19 protein-coding genes are annotated in these 25,350 nt (G+C 72.2%); 8 read left to right on the forward strand and 11 right to left on the reverse strand.

Features of this window, described 5'->3' with window-relative positions; genetic code table 11:
* The first annotated feature begins 6 nt into the window (after positions 1-6).
* Together ASH01_RS16495 and ASH01_RS16500 are read left to right on the forward strand one after the other, a co-directional pair.
* Complete coding sequence (locus tag ASH01_RS16495) at positions 7-1,680, forward strand: GMC oxidoreductase (RefSeq protein ID WP_056778247.1); 1,674 nt, start codon at positions 7-9, stop codon at positions 1,678-1,680.
* 257 nt (positions 1,681-1,937) lie between these two features.
* Positions 1,938-2,165 carry a hypothetical protein gene (locus ASH01_RS16500; protein WP_056778250.1) on the forward strand — a complete coding sequence of 76 codons (228 nt, stop codon included), beginning with the start codon at positions 1,938-1,940 and terminating at the stop codon, positions 2,163-2,165.
* A 293-nt stretch (positions 2,166-2,458) separates the two neighbouring features.
* Here ASH01_RS16500 and ASH01_RS16505 read toward each other — a convergent pair whose 3' ends face one another.
* From ASH01_RS16505 to ASH01_RS16545, 9 genes are all read right to left on the reverse strand, one after another.
* On the reverse strand, positions 2,459-4,234 hold the full coding sequence (locus ASH01_RS16505; RefSeq protein WP_056778251.1) for an ABC transporter ATP-binding protein: 1,776 nt from the start codon (positions 4,232-4,234) through the stop codon (positions 2,459-2,461).
* Entirely contained in the window at positions 4,234-5,946 is a 1,713-nt protein-coding gene (locus ASH01_RS16510; RefSeq protein WP_082619921.1) for an ABC transporter ATP-binding protein, read from the reverse strand. The genes ASH01_RS16505 and ASH01_RS16510 overlap by 1 nt, the downstream gene beginning before the upstream one ends.
* Positions 5,947-6,073: 127 nt before the next feature.
* Positions 6,074-6,439: a monovalent cation/H(+) antiporter subunit G gene (gene mnhG / locus ASH01_RS16515; protein WP_056778258.1), complete on the reverse strand. Its 366-nt coding sequence runs from the start codon at positions 6,437-6,439 to the stop codon at positions 6,074-6,076.
* The gene (locus ASH01_RS16520) at positions 6,436-6,762 is read right to left on the reverse strand and encodes a monovalent cation/H+ antiporter complex subunit F (RefSeq protein ID WP_056778260.1); all 327 of its coding nucleotides are present in this window, start codon (positions 6,760-6,762) and stop codon (positions 6,436-6,438) included. Before ASH01_RS16520 ends, mnhG begins: the two co-directional genes overlap by 4 nt.
* Complete coding sequence (locus ASH01_RS16525) at positions 6,759-7,451, reverse strand: Na+/H+ antiporter subunit E (RefSeq protein ID WP_056778262.1); 693 nt, start codon at positions 7,449-7,451, stop codon at positions 6,759-6,761. The genes ASH01_RS16520 and ASH01_RS16525 overlap by 4 nt, the downstream gene beginning before the upstream one ends.
* On the reverse strand, positions 7,448-9,118 hold the full coding sequence (locus ASH01_RS16530) for a Na+/H+ antiporter subunit D (protein ID WP_056778266.1): 1,671 nt from the start codon (positions 9,116-9,118) through the stop codon (positions 7,448-7,450). The genes ASH01_RS16525 and ASH01_RS16530 overlap by 4 nt, the downstream gene beginning before the upstream one ends.
* Positions 9,115-9,597 carry a Na(+)/H(+) antiporter subunit C gene (locus ASH01_RS16535; protein ID WP_056778270.1) on the reverse strand — a complete coding sequence of 161 codons (483 nt, stop codon included), beginning with the start codon at positions 9,595-9,597 and terminating at the stop codon, positions 9,115-9,117. Before ASH01_RS16535 ends, ASH01_RS16530 begins: the two co-directional genes overlap by 4 nt.
* Positions 9,594-12,482, reverse strand: a complete 2,889-nt coding sequence (locus tag ASH01_RS16540) for a Na+/H+ antiporter subunit A (RefSeq protein WP_056778273.1) — start codon at positions 12,480-12,482, stop codon at positions 9,594-9,596. The genes ASH01_RS16535 and ASH01_RS16540 overlap by 4 nt, the downstream gene beginning before the upstream one ends.
* 253 nt (positions 12,483-12,735) lie before the next feature.
* The gene (locus ASH01_RS16545; RefSeq protein WP_156415627.1) at positions 12,736-13,407 is read right to left on the reverse strand and encodes a hypothetical protein; all 672 of its coding nucleotides are present in this window, start codon (positions 13,405-13,407) and stop codon (positions 12,736-12,738) included.
* A gap of 71 nt (positions 13,408-13,478) precedes the next feature.
* Between ASH01_RS16545 and ASH01_RS16550 the strand changes: the two genes are divergently transcribed.
* The 5 genes from ASH01_RS16550 (at position 13,479) to ASH01_RS16570 (ending at position 20,125) form a co-directional block, all read left to right on the forward strand.
* Positions 13,479-14,246 carry an SURF1 family protein gene (locus ASH01_RS16550; RefSeq protein WP_235508725.1) on the forward strand — a complete coding sequence of 256 codons (768 nt, stop codon included), beginning with the start codon at positions 13,479-13,481 and terminating at the stop codon, positions 14,244-14,246.
* On the forward strand, positions 14,243-14,638 hold the full coding sequence (locus ASH01_RS16555; protein ID WP_056778283.1) for a DUF3817 domain-containing protein: 396 nt from the start codon (positions 14,243-14,245) through the stop codon (positions 14,636-14,638). The genes ASH01_RS16550 and ASH01_RS16555 overlap by 4 nt, the downstream gene beginning before the upstream one ends.
* 9 nt (positions 14,639-14,647) lie before the next feature.
* Positions 14,648-16,246 carry a glutamine-hydrolyzing GMP synthase gene (gene guaA / locus ASH01_RS16560; RefSeq protein WP_056778285.1) on the forward strand — a complete coding sequence of 533 codons (1,599 nt, stop codon included), beginning with the start codon at positions 14,648-14,650 and terminating at the stop codon, positions 16,244-16,246.
* A 497-nt stretch (positions 16,247-16,743) separates the two neighbouring features.
* The gene (locus ASH01_RS16565) at positions 16,744-19,407 is read left to right on the forward strand and encodes a PKD domain-containing protein (RefSeq protein WP_056778287.1); all 2,664 of its coding nucleotides are present in this window, start codon (positions 16,744-16,746) and stop codon (positions 19,405-19,407) included.
* A gap of 169 nt (positions 19,408-19,576) precedes the next feature.
* Entirely contained in the window at positions 19,577-20,125 is a 549-nt protein-coding gene (locus ASH01_RS16570; RefSeq protein ID WP_156415628.1) for a hypothetical protein, read from the forward strand.
* A gap of 82 nt (positions 20,126-20,207) precedes the next feature.
* On the opposite strand, the gene ASH01_RS16575 is transcribed toward ASH01_RS16570, so the two are convergent.
* A complete protein-coding gene (locus ASH01_RS16575) occupies positions 20,208-20,687 on the reverse strand; it encodes a hypothetical protein (RefSeq protein ID WP_056778292.1) in 480 nt (159 codons plus the stop codon).
* A gap of 153 nt (positions 20,688-20,840) precedes the next feature.
* Between ASH01_RS16575 and ASH01_RS16580 the strand changes: the two genes are divergently transcribed.
* Complete coding sequence (locus ASH01_RS16580; protein ID WP_056778295.1) at positions 20,841-23,522, forward strand: asparagine synthase-related protein; 2,682 nt, start codon at positions 20,841-20,843, stop codon at positions 23,520-23,522.
* Between the two features lie 44 nt (positions 23,523-23,566).
* Here the strand turns inward: ASH01_RS16580 and ASH01_RS16585 are convergent, their stop codons facing one another.
* The gene (locus tag ASH01_RS16585; RefSeq protein ID WP_056778297.1) at positions 23,567-25,243 is read right to left on the reverse strand and encodes a long-chain-fatty-acid--CoA ligase; all 1,677 of its coding nucleotides are present in this window, start codon (positions 25,241-25,243) and stop codon (positions 23,567-23,569) included.
* Positions 25,244-25,350 lie beyond the last annotated feature (107 nt).

A 25,350-nucleotide genomic window follows, 5' to 3' on the forward strand; every position in this document is an offset into this window, starting at 1 on the left:
ACGTCCATGGAGACCGTCCACGACCACGACGTCGTCGTCATCGGGTCCGGCTTCGGCGGGTCCGTGGCCGCGCTGCGTCTCGCCGAGAAGGGCTACGGCGTCCACGTCTACGAGGCGGGCCGCCGCTTCGAGGACGACGACTTCGCCCGGACGAGCTGGGACGTGCGCCGCTACCTCTGGGCACCGCGCCTCGGCCTCTTCGGGGTCCAGCGCATCCACCGGCTGCCCGACTGCCTCGTCCTCGCGGGCGCCGGCGTCGGTGGTGGGTCGCTCAACTACGCCAACACCCTCTACGTGCCGCCGGCGCCGTTCTTCCGCGACCGCCAGTGGGGGCACATCACCGACTGGCAGGCCGAGCTCGCGCCGCACTACGCGACGGCCCAGCGCATGCTCGGGGTGACCGTCAACCCGTGCGACGGCCCGGTCGAGCAGCTGATGCGCGACACGGCGACCGACCTCGGTGTCGGCGAGACGTTCCGCAAGACGCCGGTCGGCGTCTTCTTCGGCGAGCCGGGCAAACGCGTCCCCGACCCCTACTTCGGCGGTGAGGGCCCGGCCCGCACCGGGTGCACGGAGTGCGGCAACTGCATGGTCGGGTGCCGCGTCGGTGCCAAGAACACCCTCGTCAAGAACTACCTCGCGCTCGCCGAGCGACGCGGTGTCAGCATCGAGCCGCTGCGCACGGTGACCCGGGTGCGGCCGCTCGACCCGGCTGCGCCGGAGCAGGGGTATGCCGTCACGACCGTCCGCAGCGGCTCGTGGGGTCGGCGTCGGGCGGGGGAGCGCACCGTCACGGCCGGCCAGGTCGTCGTCGCGGCAGGGGCGTGGGGCACGGCCCAGCTGCTCCAGGCCATGAAGGCCGAGCCCGAGGGGCGGGGGCTGCCGCGCCTGTCGGACACGCTCGGGGAGCTGACCCGCACGAACTCGGAGGCCCTCGGTGGGGCGATGACGGCGCGGGTGCCCGACGGCGTCGACCTGACGCGAGGCGTGGCGATCACGTCGAGCTTTCACGTCAACGACACGACGCACGTCGAGAACTGCCGCTACGGCAAGGGGTCCAACCTCATGGGAGCGCTCGCCGTCATGCAGGTCGACGGCGGCGGACGCGTCCCCCGCTGGGTGCGTTTCGCCGGCACCGTCGCGCGCCACCCGTGGGTCTTCGCCCGGTCGCTGTCGAGCCGGCGCTGGAGCGAGCGCACCGTCATCGCCCTCGTCATGCAGAGCAGCGACAACTCGATCAAGGTGCGCCGCCGGCGCGGCCTCCTCGGGTGGCACCTGACCTCGACGCAGGGCCACGGCGAACCCAACCCGACCTTCATCCCCGAGGGCAACGAGGCAGTGCGCGCCATGGCGGCGCGGCTCGAGCGCACGACGGGGGAGCGGGCCTGGCCCGGGTCGTCGGTCGGCGAGGTCCTCGACATCCCGATGACGGCGCACTTCCTCGGTGGGGCGGTCATCTCGGACTCGCCGGAGCACGGGGTCGTCGACCCGTACCAGCGGGTGTGGGGCTACCCCGGCCTGCACGTGCTCGACGGATCGGCCGTCTCGGCGAACCTCGGGGTCAACCCGAGCCTGACCATCACGGCGCAGGCCGAGCGGGCCGTGTCGCTGTGGCCCCTGCGTGGCGAGGCCGACCGGCGCCCGGCCCAGGGCGAGGCCTACCGACTCGTCGACGCCTGAGCGCGTCCGGGCTGCCGGGCCGCGACCTCGCCGTGTGCGGTCGACGGTGCCCTGACCCCCGCAGGTGCACACACGACCGGACCACCCCAGCGAGGAGCGCCGGCGCCGAGCGCCGGCGCCGAGCGTCGGGGCCGAAGGGTGGCGGCAACCGGTGGGCCGTGCTTGGATCGGCGCACATCGGACGTCAGGGGAGGGCACGGATGGACATCGGGGCGAACACGTCGAACACTGCGAACTCCTCAGGAGCTCGGCCAGGGGTGCAGCCGGCCGAACCGGTGGCGACGCGGGAGCAGCAGGCGATCGTGGCGGGACTCGTGCTCGCGGCGCTCCTGCTGCCGGGGGTCGTGCGTGCAGCACTGCTCGTGGCTGCGGCGCTCGTGTCGGCCGTCGTGCACTGCCCGAGATGGGTGGGCATCCTGCTCGTCTCGGCGGGTGTGCCGCTCCTGCTCTTCTCGGCCGTCACCGGGAGCCTGTGGTACCCCTGACCGGTCGGGTCGGGGCGCACCCGCCCTGGAGATGAGGGAGGGTGAGGCCGTCACCCCTCAGAGACGGCCCCACCCGACGGTGCGGGCTAGCAACCGGTCGAGAAACAGCCCGGCACCGCGCTGACAACGACGCAGGCCGAGGGGGGTTACGGCATCTGCCATTTATTTGCCGAAGTTGTCGAAACCGCTTCCCGGACGCAGTGACGACGGGGCCATTCGACCCGGTCGTCGAGTGGCCCCGTCGTCACGGGTGCCGCCTGGTGCGGCCTGGTGCCGGCTCGTCCCAGCGGCCGTCAGCGGGCGGGCTGCGGCTCGTCGCGCCACGAGCGCCACAGCGCGGCATACGCCCCGTCGGCCTCGAGCAGCTCGTCGTGCGAGCCGATCTCGCTGATCCGCCCGTCCTCGACGACGCACACGCGGTCGGCGTCGTGCGCGGTCATGAGCCGGTGCGCGATGGCGACCACGGTGCGGCCGTCGACGACCGCGGCGAGCGATCGTTCGAGGTGGCGGGCTGCGCGCGGGTCGAGCAGCGAGGTCGCCTCGTCGAGGACCAGTGTGTGCGGGTCGGCGAGGACGAGCCGTGCGAGGGCGAGCTGCTGCGCCTGCGGTTCGGTGAGCCGGTGGCCACCGGAGCCGACGACGGTGTCGAGCCCGTCGGGCAGCTCGAGTGCCCAGCTGCGTGCGTCGACCGCGGCGAGGGCCTCGAGCAGCTGCTCGCGGGAGGCCTCGGGGCGGGCGAGACGCAGGTTGTCCTCGAGCGAGCCGACGAAGACGTGGTGCTCCTGCGTCACGAGCGCGACCTGGCCGCGCAGCTGGGCGAGCTCGAGGTCGACGAGGCGGACGCCGCCGACGTCGACCCGGCCCTGGCGCGGACCGTCGATGCCGGCCATGAGCCGTCCCAGCGTCGACTTGCCTGCTCCGGAGGGACCGACGATGGCGAGGCGCTCGCCGGGCTGGAGGTCGAGCGAGACGCCGCGGAGCACGTCACGGCCTGCGCGGTAGGAGTAGTGGACGTCCTCGACCTCGAGGTGGTCGTCCTCCGGCTCCTCTCCGGTCGCGGCGCGGTCGGCCGGGACGTCGGCGATGCCGATGACGCGCGCGAGCGAGGTCGCGCCGACCTGGATCTCGTCGAGCCACGAGATGAGCTCGTCGAGCGGCCCGGCCATCTGCTGCACGTAGAGGGCCACCGCCGTGACGGTGCCGGCCGTCGCGACGTCGCGCGAGATGAGGTAGCCGCCCCAGAGGAGGGTGACCGCGACCGGAGCGAAGAAGGCGAACTCGACGGAGGGGAACCACCGCATCCGTAGCTTCAGCGTGTAGAGCTCGGCGTCGTAGCAGTCGTGCAGGGCGTCGTCCATGCGCTGCCGGCGGCGGCTGCGCAGGCCGAGCGCGTCGACGGTGCGGGCGCCGTCGGCCGACTCGGTGACGACACCGTTGAGCACGGCGTACGTCGCGCGCTCGCGCAGGTAGCCATCGGGCGCGTACCGCAGGTAGCGGCGCGTCGAGAGCACGAGGATCGGCACGCCGACGACGATCGCGAGCGCCACCTGCCAGCCGGTAAGAAAGGCGGCGACGACCGTGATCGCCGTCGTGACGGCGCCGACGAAGATCGACGGGATGCCGAAGCGGATGACGTGCGAGAGGGCCTCGACGTCGTTGGTCGTGCGCGAGACGAGGTCGCCGGTGCCGGCGCGCTCGACGGTCGACAGGGGGAGCTCGACGACGCGCCCCATGAACTGCTCGCGCAGCTCGGCGAAGATCGTCTCGCCCATGACGAACGAGGCGCGCCGGGCGAACCACGTGACGACGGTCTGGACGACGACCGCACCGGCGATCCAGAGGGCGAGCCGGTTGACGACCTCGAGCGACCGGCCGTGGCTGATCTCGTCGACGAGCAGGCCGATGACGCGGGGCGCCACGAGGGCGGCGCACGCGGCGACGGCATGCAGGCCGATGACCGTGAGCAGGCTGCCGCGGTGGCGGCGGAGCAGGCCGCGGGTGTGGTCCTTGACCGAGTTCATGTCGGCCACGGGAAGGGTGCGCGTGGACGGCGCTGGTGTCAGCGACATCAGTCCTCCTCTCCTCGGACGACGGTGCGTCGGTAGTCGGGTTCGTCGGCCATGAGACGACTGTGGGTGCCGGATGCGGCGACCTTGCCCCCGCGCAGGAAGACGACGTGGTCGGCCTGGTCGAGGATGAGCGGGCTGGCCGACATGACGACCGTCGTGCGTCCGGCGCGGGCGGCGGTGAGGCGACCGGCGATGCGGGCCTCGGTGTGGGCGTCGACGGCGCTCGTCGGCTCGACGAGCACGAGGGTGTCGGCCTGGGTGAGGAGGGCGCGGGTCAGGGCGAGCCGCTGGCGCTGGCCGCCGGAGAAGGCCCGGCCGCGCTCCTCGACCTCGTTGTCGAGGCCGCCGGGCAGCGCCTCGAGCACGTCGTCGCCGCTCGCCACCGACAGGGCGTCGAGGATCGAGACGTCGTCGTGGTCACCCCACGGGTCGAGCTCGTCGCGCAGCGTGCCGGTGAAGAGGCGCGGGTCGGTCTCCGACACGACGACCCGGCGGCGCACCGCGGCCAGCGAGGCGTCGGCGAGGCGAGTGCCGTCGAGCCGAACGTCCGTCTCTCCGACACCGAAGCGGCCGAGTCGGTCGGCGAGGGCCGCGGACTCCTCCGGGCGCGCCGACACGACGACGGTGAACCGGCCGGGCTCGATGGTGACGCCGCTGCGCGGGTCGTAGAGGCGGGCGGGCCCGGTGGGCAGCGGCTGGGCGTCCGGCGTCTCGACGTGGTCGGGCTGCACGCGAAGGATCTTCGTCAGCTTGCGGGCACCGATGTGGGCGCGGGTCGCCCGGTCGACCATCTCGGTCGCCGTGCGCAGCGGGATGACGAGGAAGGCGGTGTAGCCGTAGAACGCGACGAGCTGGCCGGCCGTGATCTCGCCCGCGATGGCGAAACGCGCCCCGAGCCACACGACGACGAGGACGAAGAGGCCGGGCAGCAGCACCTGGGCGGCGTCGAGGGCCGCCTGGTAGCCGGCCACCCGATTGCCCACCTGGCGCACGGACTGCGACTGGACGGCATACCTGCTCAGGAAGGTGTGCTCGCCGCCGATGCCGCGCAGGACGCGCAGCCCGGCGACGGTGTCGGCGCCGAGCCCGATGAGCTTGCCGGACTCCTCGCGCTGGGCGAGCTGGCGCGCCTGGAGCGGGCGGACGATGAAGGTGAGGCAGGCGACGAGCACCGGGACGCCGATGAGGACGACGAGGCCGAGCGGCGTCGAGGCGCCGAGCAGGATGAGCGCGACGACGACGTAGGACACGACGGCGCCGGCGAATCGCGCTGACACGTCGTAGAGCCCACCGATGCGCATCGCGTCGGAGCTGACCGTGGCGACGACGTCTCCGGTCGGGACCGTGCGCGACAGGGCCTCACCGGTGTCGGCCGCCTTGTGGCCGATGAGCTGGGCCGAGCGGAAGGCGCCCTGCATCCAGTTGGCGACGGCGTACTTGTGCCGCATGGCGCCGGACAGGGCGCTGATGGTCACGAGACCGACGAGGATGCCGCACCACAGCAGGAGCGAGCCCGCGTCGCCGCCGATGATGCCCTCGTCGATGGCCTTGCCCATCGCGGCGGGGAAGAGTGCCTGGCTGACGAGCCACACGATGCCGAACGCGATGGCGACGACGAGGGTGCGCCACTGGCCCTTGCCGACCCAGCGGAGGTAGGCCGTCGGGCTGGTCAGGTCGGGAGTGCCGGGATCGGCGTGGGGCAGCGAGATCACTTGGTTCATCGTACGTTCGGCGCGGGCATGCCTCATGCCATTTTTCGTCGGGGCCACGGGCCGACCGTAGGAGCTCAAGCGTGCTTGAGGTCAACACGAGGGCGTATGCCGTGTGGCCGCCTCGAGGTCAGGGCGTGGGGTCCTGACCCGAGCGGTCGAGGGCCTCGGACAGCTCGTCGACCTCGAGGGTCTCGGGGTCGACGAGGCGGTTGCGGTAGGCCGCCCGGGCGACGAGGTGTGCGGACACCGGGGAGGTGAAGAACTGCGTCGCGGCGAGCAGGACGAGCGTCGTGACCGCCGCCCACGTGCGTAGCGTCAGGGCGAGCCCGGCGAGGATGAGGATGAGGCCGAGGGTCTGCGGCTTCGTCGCTGCGTGCAGGCGGGAGAGGGTGTCGGGGAAGCGGATGAGGCCGACGGCCCCGGCCATGCAGAGGAACGAGCCGAGCAGGAGGCACACGGCTCCGGCGACGTCGAGGGCGGACGACCACGTCATGACTGCTCCCACCCCTCGGGCTGCTGTCGTGGCTCCGGGTGGTCGACCTCGACGGCGTCGTGCTCGTCGGAGTCACGGGACATGAAGCGGGTGACGGCGACGCCGCCGACGAAGCCGACGAGGCCGAGGATCATGAGCAGCGGCAGGTAGGTCGTGGTCCGCTGGCGGGCCGACTCGAGCGCGACACCGGCGATGACGATGACGAGGAGGATCTCGGCGGCGACGATGCGGTCGAGGTTGCTCGGGCCACGGAAGAGGCGCACGAGGACGAGCGCGGCCGCGGCGCCGAGCATGCCGAGCGAGATGCCGAGGACGATGGTCACGGGTGCTCCTCCCCGTCGCGGGGGCGGGTCCCGTCGAGGTCCGGGCCCTCGGTGGCGTCGAGGTGGTCGCCTGCACCCCGAGGGTCGCTCGCCGAGCCGGTTGCCATCGGCCACGGACCGCCCGCCTCGAGCGCCGCGATCTCCTCACGGGACCCGAGGGCTCGGACGACGCGCCGCTCGATCGCGAGGACGTGGGCCCGCTGTGCCTCGATGGCGCTTTCGCCCCTGACGTCGAGCAGGTGCAGGTAGAGCACCGACGTCGAGCGCCGGGCGTCGACGACGACCGAGCCGGGCACGAGGGCCACGAGCTCGGCGGTCAGGGTGAGGTAGAAGTCCGATCGCGAGCGAAGCTGCACCTCGATGACGGCGTTGCGCGGGCTCCGGCGGCCGAAGGCGAGTCGCATGACCTGCCACGAGGCGCCGACGAGGTCGACGAGGAAGTGCGCGACGAGCAGGAGCACCCGGTGCGGTCGCAGCCGCCCCTGGAACTCGATCGAGGGGAGCGGGAACGCATACGTCACGAGCAGGCCGACGAGGACGCCGTTGACGACGTTGCCCCACGTGACGCGGTCCCACAGCAGGACCCACGCGAGGGCGATCGTCGCGACGGCACGCGGCTGCAGGACCCGCCGCCGACGGCGCGGCGACTCGGGCTCGCGCGGGGCCGTGGCCATCCGGACGTCGGTCATCGGCGGACCTCCACGGGAAGGACGCTCGTGATGTAGGGGTCGCGGCTCATGAGGTCGGTGGCGGCGCGCTGGGTGTAGGCGAAGAGCGGTCCGGCGACGACGGTGATGAGCAGCCCCACGACCGTCATGGCGGCGGTGGCGCCGAGCATGGTGCGCGGCAGCGCTCGTGAGCCGGTGTCGACGCGGATGGTGTCGACGCGGACGGTGTCGACGCGGACGGTGTCGACGAGAACGGTGCCGGCGGGGTCGGCGCTCGGCTCGACGTCGAGGGTGCCGGCCTCGATCGCGGCTGCCGTCTCGGTCGAGCGCGGGGCGTCGGCGAGGGTGCGCCAGAACGCCTGGCTCCAGACCTTGGTCAGGGCGTAGAGGGTGAGCAGGCTCGTGACGATGCCGCCGACGACGAGCAACCAGGCGAGCGGGGTGCCGAGCTCGATCCCGGCGTTGAGCAGCCCGACCTTGGCGAGGAAGCCCGAGAGCGGCGGGATCCCCGAGAGGTTCATCGCCGAGACGAAGAAGAGGGTCGCGAGCACGGGGGAGGCCACGGCGAGGCCGCCGAGACGGTCGAGCGACGTCGTGCCGGCGAGGCGTTCGACGAGGCCGGTGATGAGGAAGAGGGCCGTCTGGATCGTGATGTGGTGCGCGATGTAGAAGATCGCACCGGCGGTGCCCTCGGGCGTCGCCAGCGCGATGCCGAAGATCATGTAGCCGATGTGGCTGACGAGCGTGAACGACAGGATCCTCTTGAGGCCGGACTGGGACACGGCGCCGAGGATGCCGATGACCATGGTGAGCAGCGCGGCCCACATGAGCAGTCCCTGCAACGGCGAGTCCGGGAAGAGCAGCGTCTGGGTGCGGATGATCGCGTAGACGCCGACCTTCGTCAGCAGGCCGGCGAAGACGGCCGTGACCGGCGCGGGCGCGGTCGGGTAGCTGTCGGGCAGCCACGCCGACATGGGGAAGACGGCGGCCTTGATGGCGAATGCCGTGAGCAGCGAGAGCTGGAGCACGAGCGCGACGCCGGGGGCGAGGTCACCGATGCGGATCGCCAGCTGCGCGAGGTTGACGGTGCCGGTCGCGGCGTACGCGGCGGCGATGGCGACGAGGAAGAGCGCGGAGCTGAGCAGGCTGACGACGACGTACGTCGTGCCCGCGTGGATGCGCGCGGCCGAGCCGCCGAGGGTGATGAGGACGTAGGAGCTGAAGAGGAGGATCTCGAAGCCGACGAAGAGGTTGAAGAGGTCGCCGGCGAGGAAGGCGTTGGCGACGCCGGCCGAGAGCACGAGGTAGGTCGGGTGGAAGATTGTGAGCGGGGTCTCGCTCTCGCTCTCGTCGTCGCTGTCGGCCTGGCCCTGCCCGATGGCGAAGACGAGCACGAGCAGCGTGACGATGCCCGAGACGAGGAGCATGAGGGCGCTGAGGCGGTCTGCGACGAGCGAGATGCCGAGCGGCTCCTGCCACGCGCCGAGCCACAGCACCTGCGGGCCGTTGACGTCGGTCTGCCACACGAGGGCGCCGGCGACGGCGACGACGGCGGCGAGCACGGCGATGCTGACGCCCCGCTGCAGGCGTGGGGACCGGCGGAAGGCGAGGGTCAGGGCGGCGCCGAGGAGCGGGAGCAGCACGGGCAGCGGCACGAGGTTGGGCACGGCGACGTCGGTGAGGTTCATCGGCGGGGGCTCCGGTCGCCGTCCGCGAGCTCGTCGGACGTCGTCGTCGACTCCTCGGACGGGTCGTAGGTCGACGACGTCTGGTCCTCGAGGGCGAGGCGCTGGATGCGGGCGTCCTCGGCGTCGTCGGGCACGTCGTCGGTGCCGGAGATCTGCCACAGGCGGTAGGACAGGGCGAGCAGGAAGCCGATGGTCGCGAGGGAGATGACGATCGCCGTCAGCACCATGGCCTGTGGCAGCGGGTCGCTGATCGCGGCGGGGTCCTCGCCGACGAACGGTGCACGCCCGGCGCGCCCGCTGATGACGAGGTAGAGCACGGCGATGCCGTTGCCGATGAGCACCATGCCGAGCAGGACGCGCACGAGGCTGCGGTCGAGCGCGAGTGCCGTGCCGGCGGCGACGAGCCCGACGGTGACGAGGACGAGCGTGATGTTGGGCTGGAGCGTCGACTCGATGAGTGCGGGAGCGAGCGTCGTCATGGGCGGGCCACCTCCGCCTGGCCGGCTGCGGAGGCATCGGTCTCCTCGGTCTCCGCGGCCTCCTCCTCGGCGATCTGCCGGTCGATGCCGGTGCCGAGGCTGCGGACGATGTCGAGCATCATGCCGACGACGATGAGGTAGACGCCGATGTCGAAGACGAGCGACGTCACGAGGTGCACCTCGCCCCACGGCGGGAGCGTGAAGTCGACGGCCGTCGTCTCGAGGACCGTCCCGCCGAACGCGAGCGGGGCGAGGGCGGAGCCGACCGCGACGAGCAGGCCCAGGCCGACGAGCAGTCCGGCGTCGAACGGCGCGGCCTCGTCGAGCTCGTAGCGGCCACCCGCGAGGTAGCGCACGACGAGCGCGAGTCCCGCGACGAGCCCTCCCGCGAAACCGCCACCGGGCTGGTTGTGGCCGGCGAAGAGCAGGAAGAGCGAGGCCGCGAGCATGATGTGGAAGACGAGCCGCGTCACGACCTCGAAGATGACCGAGCGCTTCTCCTTGCGCATCGTCCGGCCGCCGTGCAGCCACGTGCCCCGGCCGGCGTTGCTCGACGGGAGCGACTTCGACGTCGCGCGTGAGATCCGGGTGTTGCGGGTGCGCACGAAGATGAGGCTCGCGATGCCGGTCGCGGCGGCCACGAGGACCGACACCTCGCCGAGGGTGTCCCAGGCGCGGATGTCGACGAGCGTGACGTTGACGATGTTCTTGCCGTGGCCGAACGCGTAGGCCTCCGTGGGGAACCCGGCCGACACGGGCTCGGCGGTGCGGCCCCCGGAGGCGACGAGCGCGATGGCTCCGACGGACGCTCCGACGGCCGCACCGAGCGCGATGCGCCACGTGCGCGAGGGCGAGTGGGGGTGACGGGTGAACTTCGTCGGCAGGCGGCGCAGCGCGAGGACGAAGACGACGAGCGACACCGTCTCGACGAGCATCTGGGTGATCGCGAGGTCGGGAGCCCCGTGGAGGATGAAGAGCAGCGAGACGCCGTAGCCCGTGGCGCCGACGAGCATGACCGCCGTGAGCCGGCGGCGGGTCACGAGCACGAGCACCGCGGCCGTCACGACGACGACCCCGACGACGGCCTGCCCCGGGTTGTCCCAGAGCCGGACGTCGGGGACCGTGCCGCGGGTCACCGCCGCGAGACCCGGCAGGGCGACGAAGACGATGAGGATGCCCGCGAGGTAGATCGGGAGCGAGCCGCGCTGGGTCACGGCGGTCGTCTCGACGGCCCCGCGGTCGACCCACCGCAGCGTGCGGGCGAAGCCGCGCTCGCCGTCGACGAGCGACGGAACGCCGGACTGCACCCGGGCGACGAGGTCACGCTGCGCGAAGAGGACGAGCCCGACGGCCACCGACACGAGCGAGAGCATCAGCGGCACCGTGACGCCGTGCCACAGGGCGAGCGACTGCGGCTCGGCCCCGACGGGGAAGTCCACGGCATACGGGAGCAGCCACGGGGACTCGAGTGGCGACAGGAGGCCGACGAGCAGGCACGCCACGCCGAGCAGCACCGGCGCGAGCACGAAGCCGGGGTGGGCGGCCTTGACGGGGGTGGGGGCGACGCCGGGCTTGGTGGCGAAGGTGCCCCAGAGGAAGCGCGCCGTGTAGGCGACGGTCAGGGCCGACCCGGCGACGACGCCGACGATCGCCAGCCAGCTCCACGGGGCCGGGAGCGGGGCGGAGGTCTGGACGTCCTCCCACAGCGACTCGAGCGCGCTCTCCTTGGACACGAACCCCGCCAGCGGCACGATCCCGGCCATCGAGAGGCCGGCGAGCGTCGCCGGCACGGCGACCGGGAGCAGCCGACGCCCGACGCCGGACAGCTCGCGCAGGTCGCGGGTGCCGGCGCACTTGTCGACGACCCCGACGGTGAGGAAGAGCGTCGACTTGAAGAGGGCGTGCGCGATGACGAGGGCCAGCGCCGAGAGGGCGGATGCCTTGGTGCCGAGACCGGCGATGGCGACGATGAAGCCGAGCTGGCTCACGGTGCCGTAGGCGAGGAGCAGCTTGATGTCGTGCTGGCGCAGGGCACGCCACCCGCCGACGAGCATCGTGAAGAGGCCCAGGCCCACGGTCAGGGCGTGCCAGGCCGGGGCCCCCGCGAAGGCCGGGGCGAGCAGGGCCACGAGGTAGATGCCGGCCTTGACCATCGCGGCTGCGTGAAGGTAGGCGCTGACCGGCGTCGGTGCGGCCATGGCGCCGGGCAGCCAGAAGTGGAAGGGCACGAGCGCCGACTTCGACAGGGCGCCGACGAGCAGCAGCACGACGGCGGCCACGGTGAGGGTGTCGAGAGGCGGCGGGTCGGCGATCAGCGCCGAGATCGAGTAGGTGTGGTGGACCCCGAGGATGATGATGCCGACGAGCATCGCGAGGCCGCCGAACGTCGTGACGATGAGCGCCTGCATCGCCGCGCGCCGGTTGGTCGAGCTCGCCGGGTTGTGACCGATGAGCAGGTAGGAGAAGACCGTCGTCAGCTCCCAGAAGACGTAGAGGACGAGAAGGTTGTCGGTGAGGACGAGGCCGAGCATGGCGCCGGCGAAGGCCGTGAACACCGAGGTGAAGCGCCACAGCGTCGGGTCGCGGTCCGTGAAGTACCACGTGCAGTAGAGCAGGACGAGCGCACCGACGCCGGTGACGAGAAGGCCGAGCACCCACGAGAGGGTCGTGACCCGGAAGTCGAGATCGATCCCGAGACCGGGGACCCACGAGATTCGTTGTGTCGGAAGGTTGCCCGCGCGGACGTCGTTCGAGACGGAGACGAGCCAGACGAACGAGACGGCGGGCGCGAGCGCGAGGACGGGGAAGGCCTTCGTGCGCAGGACCTTGGCGAGCCACGGCGCGAGGGCGGCGGCGAGCAGGTGCAGGAGCAACAGTTGCGCCACGGCGGCCCCTCGGTCGTCGGGTGTGTCGAGCTCGGTCCAGTTCTGCGTCGGTCGTGACCCAATCCTAGGTGCAGCGAAGGACCCCGCCGACCACTGGTCGGCGGGGCCCTCCCTGTCAGCTGCGGATCCGGACCGCTCCGGACCGCGTCGCCGGACCGCGTCGCCGGTCCGTCCCGTCGGGACGACCGTTCGTGAGGTCGGTGCGCGTTCGTCGGCGTCTGCGCCCCCCTTGTGCCGTCTGGGCGTCGGCGCCTCAGAAGGTGGTGAACGTGTCGCGTGCCAGGAAGAAGCCGTGCCGGCTCGCCTCGTCGATGCACGTCACGCCGAAGCTCTCGCTGAGACAGGCGTTCGTCCCTGACGGCGGGGTGCGTGCGCCGTAGCCGAGCTCGGGCTCGCCGCCCGTGCGGATCGTGTCGGAGTTGCACACCGGCAGCGCGCCCTTCGGTCCGAGCTCGATGCGGCCGATGTCCGACGGTCCACCGGCCGGGCAGATCGAGGGGAGCGGTGGGTCGATCCGGCCCTTCTCCACCTCGCACGCGGCCAGGCCGGAGTCGGTGCTGCGGCGGCAGACGATGTTGCCGCTCGGGCTGCGGAAGCGGTCGCTCACGGAGGCCGCGGGGCGGGCGGCGTCGAGGCGCGCCCTGGCCTCGTCGAACGACCTGGGTGCGCCGCGCAGCCGGCCGACCGCGAGGGCCGTCGGGACGTCCGTCGACGTCGGCGCGCTGGTCGGCACCTGGGTCGTCGTCGCTGTCGGCGTGCCGGCCGGCGCCGTGCTCGGCGCGTCGACGGTGACGGTGACCGTGCGTCGCGGCGTCGGGATGTCGGTGGCGCCGCACGAGGCGAGCAGGGACGCCACGGCGAGGATGGCGGGGACGACGACCGCGACACCCGGCATACCTGCTCGGCGTCGGCGCAACGAGGACATGGCGCAGGAGTCTGGCACGGATGGACGCCCCGGGTCAGGTCCGAGCCGGGAGGGTGACCTACCCTTGGGGCGTGTTCCGGCGGCTGCTCACCCCTCGCTGGGTCGGCATGCTCGCCGCCCTGGCCGTCGTCGTCGCCGCCTGCGTCCTGCTCGGCCTGTGGCAGCTCGGCGTGGCCCGCGACTCCGGTCGCCAGGACGCCGTGGCCGCAGCGTCGACGCTCGAGCGTGCGCCCCTCGAGCAGGTGACCGCGCCGCACAGCGACTTCAAGAGCGACTACTCCAACCGCGCCGTCACCGTGACGGGGACGTATGCCGCCGGGCGCAGCCTGCTCGTCGTCGACCGTCGGCTCGACGGCCGGGTCGGCTCGTGGGTCGTGACGCCGCTCGAGACCGCGGCCGGCACCGTCCCGGTGCTGCGCGGCTTCGTCGACGGCACGCCGGCGTCCGTGCCGGCGCCCCCGACCGGTGTCGTCACGGTGACGGGCACGCTGGGCCCGGGGGAGTCGCCCCGCGACGGCGCCCCGCTCCCCGCGCCGCAGGTGCGCTCTGTCGACCTCGCCTCCCTCGTCAACGAGTGGCCCGGCGACCTCTACAACGTCGTCGTGCTGGCCTCGGCGGAGTCCGCCGGGCCCACGGTGGGCACCCCGCTCGCGGCCGCCGGTCTGAGCCGCGTCCCGCCGCCCCCGCTCGATGCCCCGCTCAACCTGCGCAACGCGGCCTACGCGGTCCAGTGGTGGGTCTTCGGGATCTTCGCGATCTGGATGTGGTGGAAGATGTTCCGAGCAGAGCAGCAGGCGGACGAGCCCGTCGCTGCACCGAGAGAAGGCGCGACGACGTGAGCACGTACCCTCAGACCCTGGCCAAGCCGCAGCAGATCCGGTCGGCGCTGTCGATCTACCGGGTCCTCGCGACCGTCGCCGGCATCGCCCTCTTCGTGCTCATCCTGGAGATGGTCATGAAGTACGTCTTCAAGCAGACCAACGTCCTCACGGAGTACTGGAGCCCGATCCACGGGATCATCTACTTCGCGTATGCCGTGTCGGTCGCCAACCTCGGCCTCAAGGCCGCGTGGGGCCCGGTGCGCATCGTCAAGAACCTCCTCGCCGGCTTCGTTCCGGTGGTCCCGTGGATCGCCGAGCGGCGCAACACCGTCCAGACCGAGGCGCTGCTCTCGCGCGCCTACGTCGCGGGCGACGGGACGTCGTCGGAGGAGCCCTCACCGGGCCGATAGTCTTGGCGCGTGACTGACGCCGTGCCGAACGAGCCGACCGACCTCCAGAGCCACCCCGTCCTCGTCGTCGACTTCGGCGCCCAGTACGCCCAGCTGATCGCGCGGCGCGTCCGTGAGGCGCAGGTCTACAGCGAGGTCGTGCCCCACTCGATGGCCGTGGCCGACCTGCTCGCCAAGGAGCCGGCCGCGATCATCCTGTCCGGCGGCCCGAGCTCGGTCTACGAGGACGGCGCCCCGCGCCTCGACCCGGCGCTGCTCGAGGCCGGTGTCCCGGTCTTCGGCATGTGCTACGGCTTCCAGTCGATGGCCCAGGCTCTCGGCGGCTCCGTGGCCCGCACCGGAGCCCGTGAGTACGGCAAGACCGACGCGGCGATCAGCGACGTCGAGTCGACGCTCTTCGCCGGCCAGCCGCCGAGCCAGACCGTCTGGATGTCGCACGGTGACTCCGTCAGCGCCGCTCCCGAGGGTTTCGCGGTGACGGCCACGACCGCGGGCACGCCGGTCGCAGCCTTCGAGGACGACGACCGACGCCTCTACGGCGTCCAGTGGCACCCCGAGGTGCTCCACTCCGAGCAGGGGCAGCGCGTCCTCGAGAACTTCCTCTGGAAGGGCGCGGGCATCGCACCTGACTGGACGCCGGGCCACGTCGTCGACGACCTCGTGTCGACGATCCGCGAGCAGGTCGGCGAGGACCGGGTCCTCTGCGCCCTGTCCGGCGGAGTCGACTCCTCGGTCGCGGCAGCCTTGGTGCAGAAGGCCGTCGGCGACCAGCTGACCTGCGTCTTCGTCGACCACGGGCTCCTCCGTGAGGGCGAGGCCGAGCAGGTCGAGCAGGACTTCGTCCAGGCCACCGGTGTCGACCTCGTCGTCGTCGACGCCCGTGAGCGCTTCCTCGAGGCGCTCGCCGGGGTCACCGACCCCGAGACGAAGCGCAAGATCATCGGCGAGCAGTTCATCCGCGTCTTCGAGCAGGCCGCGCGCGACGTCGTGCACGACCGCGGCGACGAGGAGCACCCCGTCAAGTGGCTCGTCCAGGGCACGCTCTACCCCGACGTCGTCGAGTCCGGCGGCGGTGAGGGGGCGGCCAACATCAAGAGCCACCACAACGTCGGCGGCCTGCCCGACGACCTCCAGTTCTCGCTCATCGAGCCGCTCCGCACCCTCTTCAAGGACGAGGTGCGGCAGGTCGGTCTCGAGCTGGGGGTGCCCGAGGTCATCGTGTGGCGCCAGCCGTTCCCCGGCCCCGGCCTCGGCATCCGGATCATCGGCGCCGTCGACGCCGAGCGCCTCGCGATCCTGCGCCGCGCCGACGCCATCGCCCGCGAGGAGCTGACGCGGGCGGGCCTCGACCGCGACATCTGGCAGTGCCCGGTCGTGCTCCTCGCCGACGTCCGTTCGGTCGGCGTCCAGGGTGACGGCCGCACCTACGGCCACCCCGTCGTGCTGCGCCCCGTGGCGTCGGAGGACGCCATGACGGCGGACTGGGCCCGGGTGCCCTACGACGTGCTCGCGACGATCTCGACCCGCATCACCAACGAGGTCGAAGAGGTCAACCGCGTCGTCCTCGACGTCACGAGCAAGCCGCCGGGCACCATCGAGTGGGAGTGACCCGCTGAGACCGGACGACCCGACGAGGGCGGCCCCGACCTGATGGTCGGAGCCGCCCTCGTCGCATCCGGACCGTGACCTCGCCCGGCGTCGCGCGTAGCACTTCCGGGTGTCGCCCGTCGGGATAACCCCAGACCGACGCCCCCCAATTCTCGGGGAGTGTCACCCCCCACCGTGGCGCATGCCCCTCGGTGTCGACGCTCCCACGATGGACGCAAGTCCTTGAGGGGGGATCGTGATGAGTCGATGTGACGCTCGTCCGGCAACGGGTCGACCGGCGACCGCTCGGCACTGTGCTGGCCCGACCGGCTTGACCGTCACCGACGTCCACGGACCCCGCCGGCGCGATGCCGCCGCCACGCGCACCCCGGGCCCGGGAGCCGACACCCGGGCACCGTGCCGCCCCGACCCGTGGGATCGGTCGCGGAGCCCTGACCAGGGCCGGTCACCCCATGTCAATGCCAGTCAACGCAGCAGGAGATGGATGGAGGACGGAGATGTCTAGTCAACTGGGGGGTGCGCTCTCGAAGCGCCACGTCGGCGGACCCGACCCGGGAGGCGGTGTCCGACGGCGCCGACTGCTCTCGGCCGCGGCCGCCATCGCACTCGCGGCGGGCCTGGCCCCGGTCGCGAGCAACGCCGCGCACGGCGCGGCCACCCCGCTGGTCGCTCCGGCGATCAACCCCGTGGTGGCCTCGAGCACGCAGTTCGACATCACCGGCTTCCTGCAGTCCGCGACCCTCGACTCGGCGGGCGACCCGCACTCGGGTGGCACGCTGACGCTGAACGGTCACGTCGTCGTCGTCCCCAAGGAGACGATCGTCATCCTCCCGGCCAGCGCTCTGACCTGGCAGGAGCTCTTCACCCACGCACCGGCGCCGTACGGCCCGACACAGACCGGCATGGCCCTGGGCGACAGCCCGAAGCCGCTCACGACGTACGAGGTGCACGTCGTCGGCAACCGCGTCGTCAACGGCAGCGGTGACCGCTACATCGCCGGCATGGTCGACATCTCGGAGCAGGACCTCAACAACGGGGCCGGCTACGTGAACTACCTCGACTACTCCACCGGCGAGATGGAGGTCGGTGGCACGCCGGGCGTCGCCGGCACCGGCACACGCGTGCGGATCAACGACCCGGCCATCGCCGGGTCGACGACGTCCGGACGCTATGGACGTGCGATGTCGCCGGACGACCGCTTCCAGGTCGACCAGGACAACCCGACGATCCTCGCCGAGACCGGCTTCCCGATGTGCATCCCGCGCACCGCGCCGACGACGACGAACGACGACGCCGAGTGCCCGCAGACCAACCGGCCCGTCTACACCGGGACCGACACCTCGGGCATCACCCCCCAGCCGGCGCTGCCTGCGGTGGGTGCGGCATACACGATGTTCCGGATGGACGCGCCGTCCGACGTCGACGCCAACACGTGCGCCCGCGGCACGTGCGCCGACCCGCGCAAGCAGGCGCCGTTCGAGATCGGTGACTACGTGACGTTCGCCGGCAACCTCGTGCAGGACGGTGGCGCCAACGGGGGCCAGTACATCTCCGCCCACACCATCGTGGCCAGCCTGGGCGTCTACACCCAGCCGGGAGTCGACCCCGCCTACGTGTCCGTCGACGTGTCGATCCTCGGCACCGGTGGCCTGACGATCTTCGGTGCCGGCGAGGCAGCCGTGCGCACGCGGTTCGAGGGCATGACCACCGACGAGAGCCGGATGGTCCGTCTCTACGGCATCGACGTCAACCCGGCCACCGGCGCCACGAGCGACCGCGAGTGGGGCACGATCATGCCCGACCCCGGCCCTCCCGGCGGTGCGGTGCGCGGTCGCTGGCGGTTCCGGCCGCCGTGCACCGCGACGGTCCCCACCCAGAAGGCCTGCACGCCACCTCCGGCCGGGCAGTTCATCCCGCCCACGCGTGAGGTCCGCGCCGTCGTCGACGGGCTGTCCGAGTTCGTCCCGGGCACCCTGGACGCGAACCCCCGCAGCCAGATCCCCGGCACCGCGAGTGCCAAGACCGCGGCCAACGGGATCTACTACGGCCAGTACCACGCCCCGATCGGTGAGTACATCTTCCCGGAGAACGTCCCCGGCTCCCCGGTGCCGGAGAACAACTTCAACTCGATCCCGTTCCTCGCGTACGGCGGGTACTCGTCGCTCACCGGCGTCCAGGCAGGCGTCCTGAGCCCGTGGCCGAGCAGCGTGGCGGCACCGGCCGTCGTGTGTGCCGTGCCGACGATCAACGGTGCGCCGTACTCCGTCGCCAACGGTGGGACCATCCCGCTGTCCGGCAGCGTCACCGCCGGTGCCTCCACCCCGGTCACGCTCCGGTGGACGGCCGGGACCTCGGCCGGAGGCACGAACCTGGGCGGTGCCCTCACCGGTGCCGGCACCACGACCCCGACGTTCAACGCGACGGGTCTCGCAGCCGGCACCTACCACCTGACGTTCACCGTCTCGAACGCCTGCGGCGTCGCCTCGGCCGCCACGACGATCGTCGTCCAGGCCGCGCCGAAGCCGACCATCGCCCCCATCCAGAACCAGACGGTGACGGCGGGCAACCTCGTGACCCTGACGGCCTCGAGCAGCTCGCTGCCGGCGCCCACCTGGGTGTGGAGCCAGACGTCAGGCCCGACCAACCCGGCCCTGAGCCAGACGCCGTCGGCGGCCACGGCCACGGGCACGTCGCAGCTGAAGTTCACGCCCACCGTCGCGGGGACCTACACCTTCGGCGTCACGGCGACGAACGCCAACGGCACCTCGCCGGCCACGTCGGTCACGGTGACCGTCACGGCCTCGGTGCCGACGAACGTCACGCTGACCCCGGTCGAGTACCGGACGTCCAAGCAGCGGCTGATCGTGACCGCGACGTCGACGGACACGACGGTCAGCAGCATGGTGCTCCTGCCGTACCTCACGGAGTCGGGCACGATGTTCGACCCCGCCACCCTGGGCGCTGCGAACCTCACGGTCTCGCTCGTCGCGCCCGGCTCGTTCACCGTCACGGCCGTCGGGGCACCCGCCCCGGCCTGCAACCTGGGCGGCGTGTACGCCACTCCGTGCGCACAGGCGCCACTGACGGTGAAGTCGCTCAACACCGCAGGAGCGGTGATCGGCACCAGCGCCCCGTCGAGGCTCGACAAGATCCGGCAGTAGGGCGCCGTCAACGGTGGCTGTCGGGGTCGCACCCCCCGACCCCGACAGCTCACCGCAGGTACCGCCGGGGTCGGACCCGCACCTCTGGCCCCGACGGCGAAACCGGTGGGCCGCCTCCATCCCCCGGGGAGGCGGCCCACCGGGCACCGTTCACGACGAGGAGGACCCGATGTCACGTCGACCGACGCCCGCTCGGACCCTTCGGCTCGTCGGGGCCGGCGTCGCGGTCCTGCTCGCGGGCGGAGTCCTCTCAGGGTGTGGGGCCAGGCCCGACGCGCGCGGCGCCGCCCCCGCGGCGAGCTCCGCGGCGGGGCTGTCCCCCGTGGCAGGTCCCGTGGCAGGTCGCGTGGCAGGTCCCGTGGAGGCCGGGCCCACACCGGCCACGGCCGCCGCCTCGCAGGCCCCGGCCCGGGACGCAACGTCCTCGACCCGTGGCGGCCACGTCGACCGGATCGAGGTCGGCAAGTGCTGGACCAACGCGACGAAGAGCCAGGGTGGACAGCTGCTCATCAGCGCGAGGAGCTCGGACCCGGCCGCGCACCTGCGCGCCTACCGACCGGACGGCTCGCTCATCGGGGACGTCGGCAACGGCGGTGGGCAGCGCTACGGCGGCACCGTCTTCGCCTACGAGCGCAGCGACCCGGGGTGGGTGACGATCCGTAGCAGCGCCGGCGGAAGCCTCACCGTGCCGACGACGCCGTTCCGCGTCGAGGACTGACGGGCAGCGACGGCCGGCCCGGTGCGCGGTGGCACCCGGTCGGCCGTCGGCCGTGAGGATCGGTGAACGCTGGTGACGGAGGTCAGAGGCCGGTGGCGGCGATGTAGCGCTGAGTGTTGCCGTTGGGGTTGACCAGCACGGCGGGCATGTGGCAGTAGTCGGGCAGCCACACGGTGTCGTCGATGCGGGCGTCGCCGTCGGCGTCGAGCGGAGCGGGCATCGTCGTGGCGACCGTCATGCCGTTGCAGACGACCGTCGCCGTGATCGTCGTGACGGTGCCGGTACCGGCGCCCGGGATGACGAGGCCCTCGACCCTGACGCGGACACGCCCGTCCTCACGGACGCGAGCGAGGCTCTCGTCGACGACCCAGTCGACGCCGCCCGGCTTGACGCCGAAGAGCACCGGCCCGTCGGGCATGCTCCCCATCAGGGTGTCGCGCAGGATCGTGTGGCCGGACCCGCCCGAGGAGCCGTCGCCGGCGGAGGCAGCGGGGGCCACGAGGGTGGTGACGCCGAGGACGGCGCCGGTGACGAAGGCAGCGGTGCGAAGCGATCTGTGCATGTCATGCTCCTTGTCGGTGAAGGGTGTTCCCCAGTGGACGACGCTCGCTCGAGGTGATCTGGTTCACCTCCGGACCAGGTTTGTCCCACGACGGACGCGTCGGCGCCGGTGGGGGTGGGGCTGGGCCGGTTCGTGCGCGTCTAGGGTTGACCCATGTGCGGAATCGCCGGACACCTGGGTGTCCACGCCGACGAGGCCCAGCTCGACCGACTGCTCGACCGACTGCTCGCGACGCATCCGGGGTCGGGCGATGCGGCGACCGCGCGGGACGGTGACGCCGGCGTCGGGGTGCGGGAGGCGTGCCCGGGCGTGACCACCGAGGACGACGGCGGCCAGGGCGTCGCGAGGCTCGCGGTGGCCCGCGGTGGACGGTTCACCCTCGCCCTCGACGGCGAGCTCTACAACCGCGCCGAGCTGCGCGCCGACCTCGAGACCCTGGGTCACGACTTCGGCGTGGGCAGCGACGCGGAGGTCGTCCTCGCGGCCTTCACCGAGTGGGGCACCGACGGCCTCGACCGGCTCGACGGCGCCTTCGCGCTCGCGGTCTGGGACCGTGACACCCGGCGGATGACGCTGGCGCGAGACCACTTCGGCGTGCGTCCGCTCTACCTCGCCCGGGCCGATGACGGGTGGCTCGTCGCGAGCGAGATCCGCGGCATCCTCGAGAGCGGCCTGCACGAGCGTCGCCCCGACGACCGCACCATCTACCGCTACCTGCGCTTCCGCGTCCACGACGACAGCCGGTCCACGTTCTTCGCCGGGATCGAGCGCGTCGGCGCGGGCGAGGTCGTCACCTTGGGCGCCGACGTGCCGGGAGGGCTGGAGCGTCGTCCCTACACGCGGCTCCGCGAGGAGCTGGCCGCGCTGGGGAAGGCCCCCCGGGCCTACTCCCCGGCGGTCGCCGCCGAGTTCCGCACCCTGCTGACGGCGGCAGTACGGCGCCGCGCGACGTCGTCGGGGCGGGTCGGCACGGCCCTGTCCGGTGGCCTGGACTCGGCCGCCATCGCGGCGCTGCTCGACGTCGTCGAGCACGAGTCCGGCCGCTCGGCCGCCGATGCCGTCCAGGACACGTGGTCCGCCGTCTACCCCGGCTCGCGCAACGACGAGGTCGAGCACGTCGACGCCGTCGTGGCAGCGCTGGACGGGCGGGTGCAGGAGCACCGCATCGAGCCGACGCCGACCGAGTTCAAGCAGGACCTCCGCGACCTCGTGCGCACCCAGGAGGAGCCGCTCGTCTCGACCGGTGCCTACACGCAGTACCGCGTGCTGCGCGCGGCGTCCGAGAGCGACAGCGTCGTCCTCGACGGCCACGGCGGCGACGAGACCCTGGCCGGCTTCGGTCCGCACCACCTGATCCACCTGCGCGAGCTGCGTCACCGCAGCGCGGTGAGCGCCGCCTCGGAGCTGGGGCGCTCGCTCGACGTGCTCTACCGGCGGGGTCGGCCGCTCATCGGCGACCGGCTGCACGGCCGCAAGGACGTGCCGGTGGCCTCGTTGCTCGACGCGGACTTCGCGCGCGCCCACGCCGCCGAGGGCTACGACGTCGAGAAGGCCGACCTGCGGGCCCGTCTCGTCGACGACGTCTTCACCGGTTCGCTGCCGGCCCGACTGCGCTACACCGACAAGAATGCCCGAGCCTTCGGGGTCGCCGTGCGGATGCCGTTCGTCGACCGCGACCTCGTGCGGTTCGTCTTCGGCCTCGCCGACGACGCCCTCGTCAAGGACGGCGTCGGCAAGCGCGTGCTCCGCGACGCGATGCGGGGGCTGCTCCCGGACTCCGTCGTCGACCGTCGCGACAAGGTCGGCGCGACGACGCCGCAGGGCGAGTGGTTCATGCGCCTCAAGAACCACGTCTACGGCGAGTTCCTCTCCGAGTCCTTCGCCAACCGGCCCTACTTCGACCAGACGGCGGTGCTGCACGCCTTCGAGGGCTGGATCAAGGGCACGAACTCGATCGACTCGATGACCGTCTGGCGCATGCTCAACCTCGAGCTCTGGCTCCAGGAGTTCTTCGACGAGCGCGAGCCGGAGGACCCCGGTCAGGCCGAGCACGTCAAGACCGACTACGAGCCGAACGCCCGCAAGCAGCTCGACCTCGTCACGGAGGACGGCACCGCGGTCCGCCGCTACCCGTTGCGCACCGAGCTCTACGCCCGCGAGGACGACCTCGAGGCCAAGACGCTCGGCTACGTCGAGCGCTTCTTCTCCGGCCTGCCCGACGCCGGCCCCGAGCACGCGTCCGCCACGAGCGGCCGGTGGTACTTCTTCATCTCCGAGAAGATCGTCGCCATCACCCAGGGTCGCTCGTACTTCATCTGGGACATCAAGGTCGGCCGCCCGGCGCGGTTGCTCAGCCGCTACGTCACGCGCACCCCGGCCGGCATCGGCCTCGGCTCGCCCTTCACCATGCAGCTCGCCATCGAGGAGGCCGGCCTGCCGCGGGTGCTCTTCGCCTCCGCGGGCGGTGCCGTCGGCAAGGTGCTCGGCAAGCGGGGCCTGTTCTACGACCTCGTCGGCGGTGACATCCGTGCCATCGACGGTCCGACCGAGTACTCCGTCTACCCGGCCAACGTGTCGGCCAAGCTCGGTCCCAAGGACCCTGACGACGTGGCCGCACACCTGTCGGCGGCCATCCGCGCGCGAGTACCCGAGGCCTACCGCGACACGTTCGGCGGCACGGTCGTCATGGACGCCAACGACATCGGTCGCAACGTCCTCGGCAAGGACGCGCCGGGAGCCAAGGAGCGCTACGAGCTGATGTTCGCCGACAACCCGCTGGGACAGGGATCCGAGCAGACGCCGATGGCCATCGTCTTCGAGGCGCCTTCTCCCTGAAGGCCTTTCGGGCGTATGCCGTCCGGTGGCTTGGGTGCCGAGCGTCAGCCCTCGATGAGCGAGTCGCGCACCTGCTTGCGCAGGACCTTGCCGATCTGCGAGCGGGGCAGCTCGTCGACGACGACGACACGGCGCGGCACCTTGTAGGCGGCGAGGTCCGCCCGGCAGCGGGCGCGCACGTCCTCGACGACGAGCTCGACGCCCGGCTCGGTCGTCACGGCCGCCACGACGTCCTCGCTGCCGTCGTGCTTGGGCAGCCCGACGACCGCGGCATCGGTGATGCCGGGGACCGTTCGGAGCACGGCCTCGACCTCCGACGGCATGACGTTGAAGCCGCCGGTGATGATGATCTCCTTGATGCGGTCGACGACCGAGACGAAGCCGTCGGGGTCGACGACGACGATGTCACCGGTGCGGAACCAGCCGCCGTCGAGCAGGGCCGCTGCTGTCTCCTCCGGCCGGCCCCAGTAGCCGCCGAAGACCTGCGGCCCGCGGATGAGCAGCTCGCCGCGCTCTCCGGGCGCGAGGTCCCGGGTCGGGTCCTCAGGGTCGACGACGCGGATGTCGGTGCTCGGGAAGGGCACGCCCACCGCGCCGGGCCGGCGGTCGCTGCCGATGGGGTTGCCGAGCGCCACGGGCGAGGTCTCGGTGAGGCCGTAGCCCTCGACGAGCAGCCCGCCCGTCACGTCCTCCCAGAGCTCGAGCGTCTCGCGGGGCAGCGCCATGGCGCCGGAGATCGCGAACCGCGTTGCCGTCAGGTCGGTCCCGCGCTCGCGGGCGGCGGTGGCGAGGCGCTCGTAGATGGGTGGCACGGCAGGCAGGAACGTGGGTGGGTGCTTCTTCGCGGCGGTGAGCACGAGGTCGACGTCGAACCGGGGGAAGAGCACGAGGCGAGCCCCCATGCTCATCGCAAAGGTGAGGCACAGGGTGAGCCCGTAGGCGTGGAACATCGGCAGCACGGCATAGACGACCTCCTGACCCGGCGTGAGGCCGGGCACCCAGGCACGTCCCTGCGCGGCGTTGGCCATGAGGTTGCCGTGGCTGAGCATCGCGCCCTTGGGGACGCCGGTCGTGCCGCTCGTGTACTGGATCGCGGCGAGGTCGTCCACGGTCGGCCCGGGGGTCGACGGGGCGAGCGGGCCGTGCCTCACGACGTCGGACCACGCAGTCGTGCCCGGAGCCCGCCCCGTGAGCTGCGCGCGCAGCGCCCGGGCCCGGGCGACCGGCAGCCGCAGGGCGAGGCGCTTCGTCCAGGGCATCGACGCGGTGATGTCGACGGCGACGACGTGTTCGACACCGGGGAGTGCGGTGATCGTGGTGGCGATCCGGTCCCACGCGATGGCGACGGTCGCACCGTGGTCACCGAACTGGTGGGCCATCTCGGTCGGGGTGTAGAGCGGGTTGTGCTCGACGACGACGGCTCCGAGCCGGAGCACGGCGTAGAACGCGACGATGTGCTCGGGGCAGTTCGGCAGGACGAGCGCCACCCGGTCGCCCGGACGGACGCCGAGCCGGCGCAGGCCCTCGGCCGCCACGTCGACCTGGCGCCCGAGCTCGGAGTAGGACAGCTCGGCGCCGAAGAACTCGAGCGCCGGACGGTCGCCGTAGGTGGTCACGGCTCCGGTCAGCAGGTCGACGAGTGAGGAGTCAGGTGGCTCGATCTCGGCCGGAACACCCTTGGCGTAGTGGGCGACCCACGTGTGCTCCAGTCCCGCCGTCATCCGAGCCTCCGCTCCGGTGGTGCTGCCGCGCAGTGCGGCACGACCAGTATGGCGTGGGCGGCGGGACCGCACGGACGGGCCCGTCCCGGGCACACGGCATACGCCGT

It is taken from the genome of Terrabacter sp. Soil811, assembly GCF_001429655.1.
GTDB lineage: Bacteria > Actinomycetota > Actinomycetes > Actinomycetales > Dermatophilaceae > Terrabacter.

Coding starts and splice junctions, on each gene's coding strand:
- ASH01_RS16495 (WP_056778247.1), top strand. CDS start 7: ATGGAGACCGTCCACGACCACGACGTCGTCGTCATCGGGTCCGGCTTC.
- ASH01_RS16505 (WP_056778251.1), bottom strand. CDS start 4,234: ATGTCGCTGACACCAGCGCCGTCCACGCGCACCCTTCCCGTGGCCGAC.
- mnhG (WP_056778258.1), bottom strand. CDS start 6,439: ATGACGTGGTCGTCCGCCCTCGACGTCGCCGGAGCCGTGTGCCTCCTG.
- ASH01_RS16525 (WP_056778262.1), bottom strand. CDS start 7,451: ATGACCGACGTCCGGATGGCCACGGCCCCGCGCGAGCCCGAGTCGCCG.
- ASH01_RS16530 (WP_056778266.1), bottom strand. CDS start 9,118: ATGAACCTCACCGACGTCGCCGTGCCCAACCTCGTGCCGCTGCCCGTG.
- ASH01_RS16535 (WP_056778270.1), bottom strand. CDS start 9,597: ATGACGACGCTCGCTCCCGCACTCATCGAGTCGACGCTCCAGCCCAAC.
- ASH01_RS16545 (WP_156415627.1), bottom strand. CDS start 13,407: ATGTCCTCGTTGCGCCGACGCCGAGCAGGTATGCCGGGTGTCGCGGTC.
- ASH01_RS16565 (WP_056778287.1), top strand. CDS start 16,744: ATGTCTAGTCAACTGGGGGGTGCGCTCTCGAAGCGCCACGTCGGCGGA.
- ASH01_RS16570 (WP_156415628.1), top strand. CDS start 19,577: ATGTCACGTCGACCGACGCCCGCTCGGACCCTTCGGCTCGTCGGGGCC.
- ASH01_RS16575 (WP_056778292.1), bottom strand. CDS start 20,687: ATGCACAGATCGCTTCGCACCGCTGCCTTCGTCACCGGCGCCGTCCTC.
- ASH01_RS16580 (WP_056778295.1), top strand. CDS start 20,841: ATGTGCGGAATCGCCGGACACCTGGGTGTCCACGCCGACGAGGCCCAG.
- ASH01_RS16585 (WP_056778297.1), bottom strand. CDS start 25,243: ATGACGGCGGGACTGGAGCACACGTGGGTCGCCCACTACGCCAAGGGT.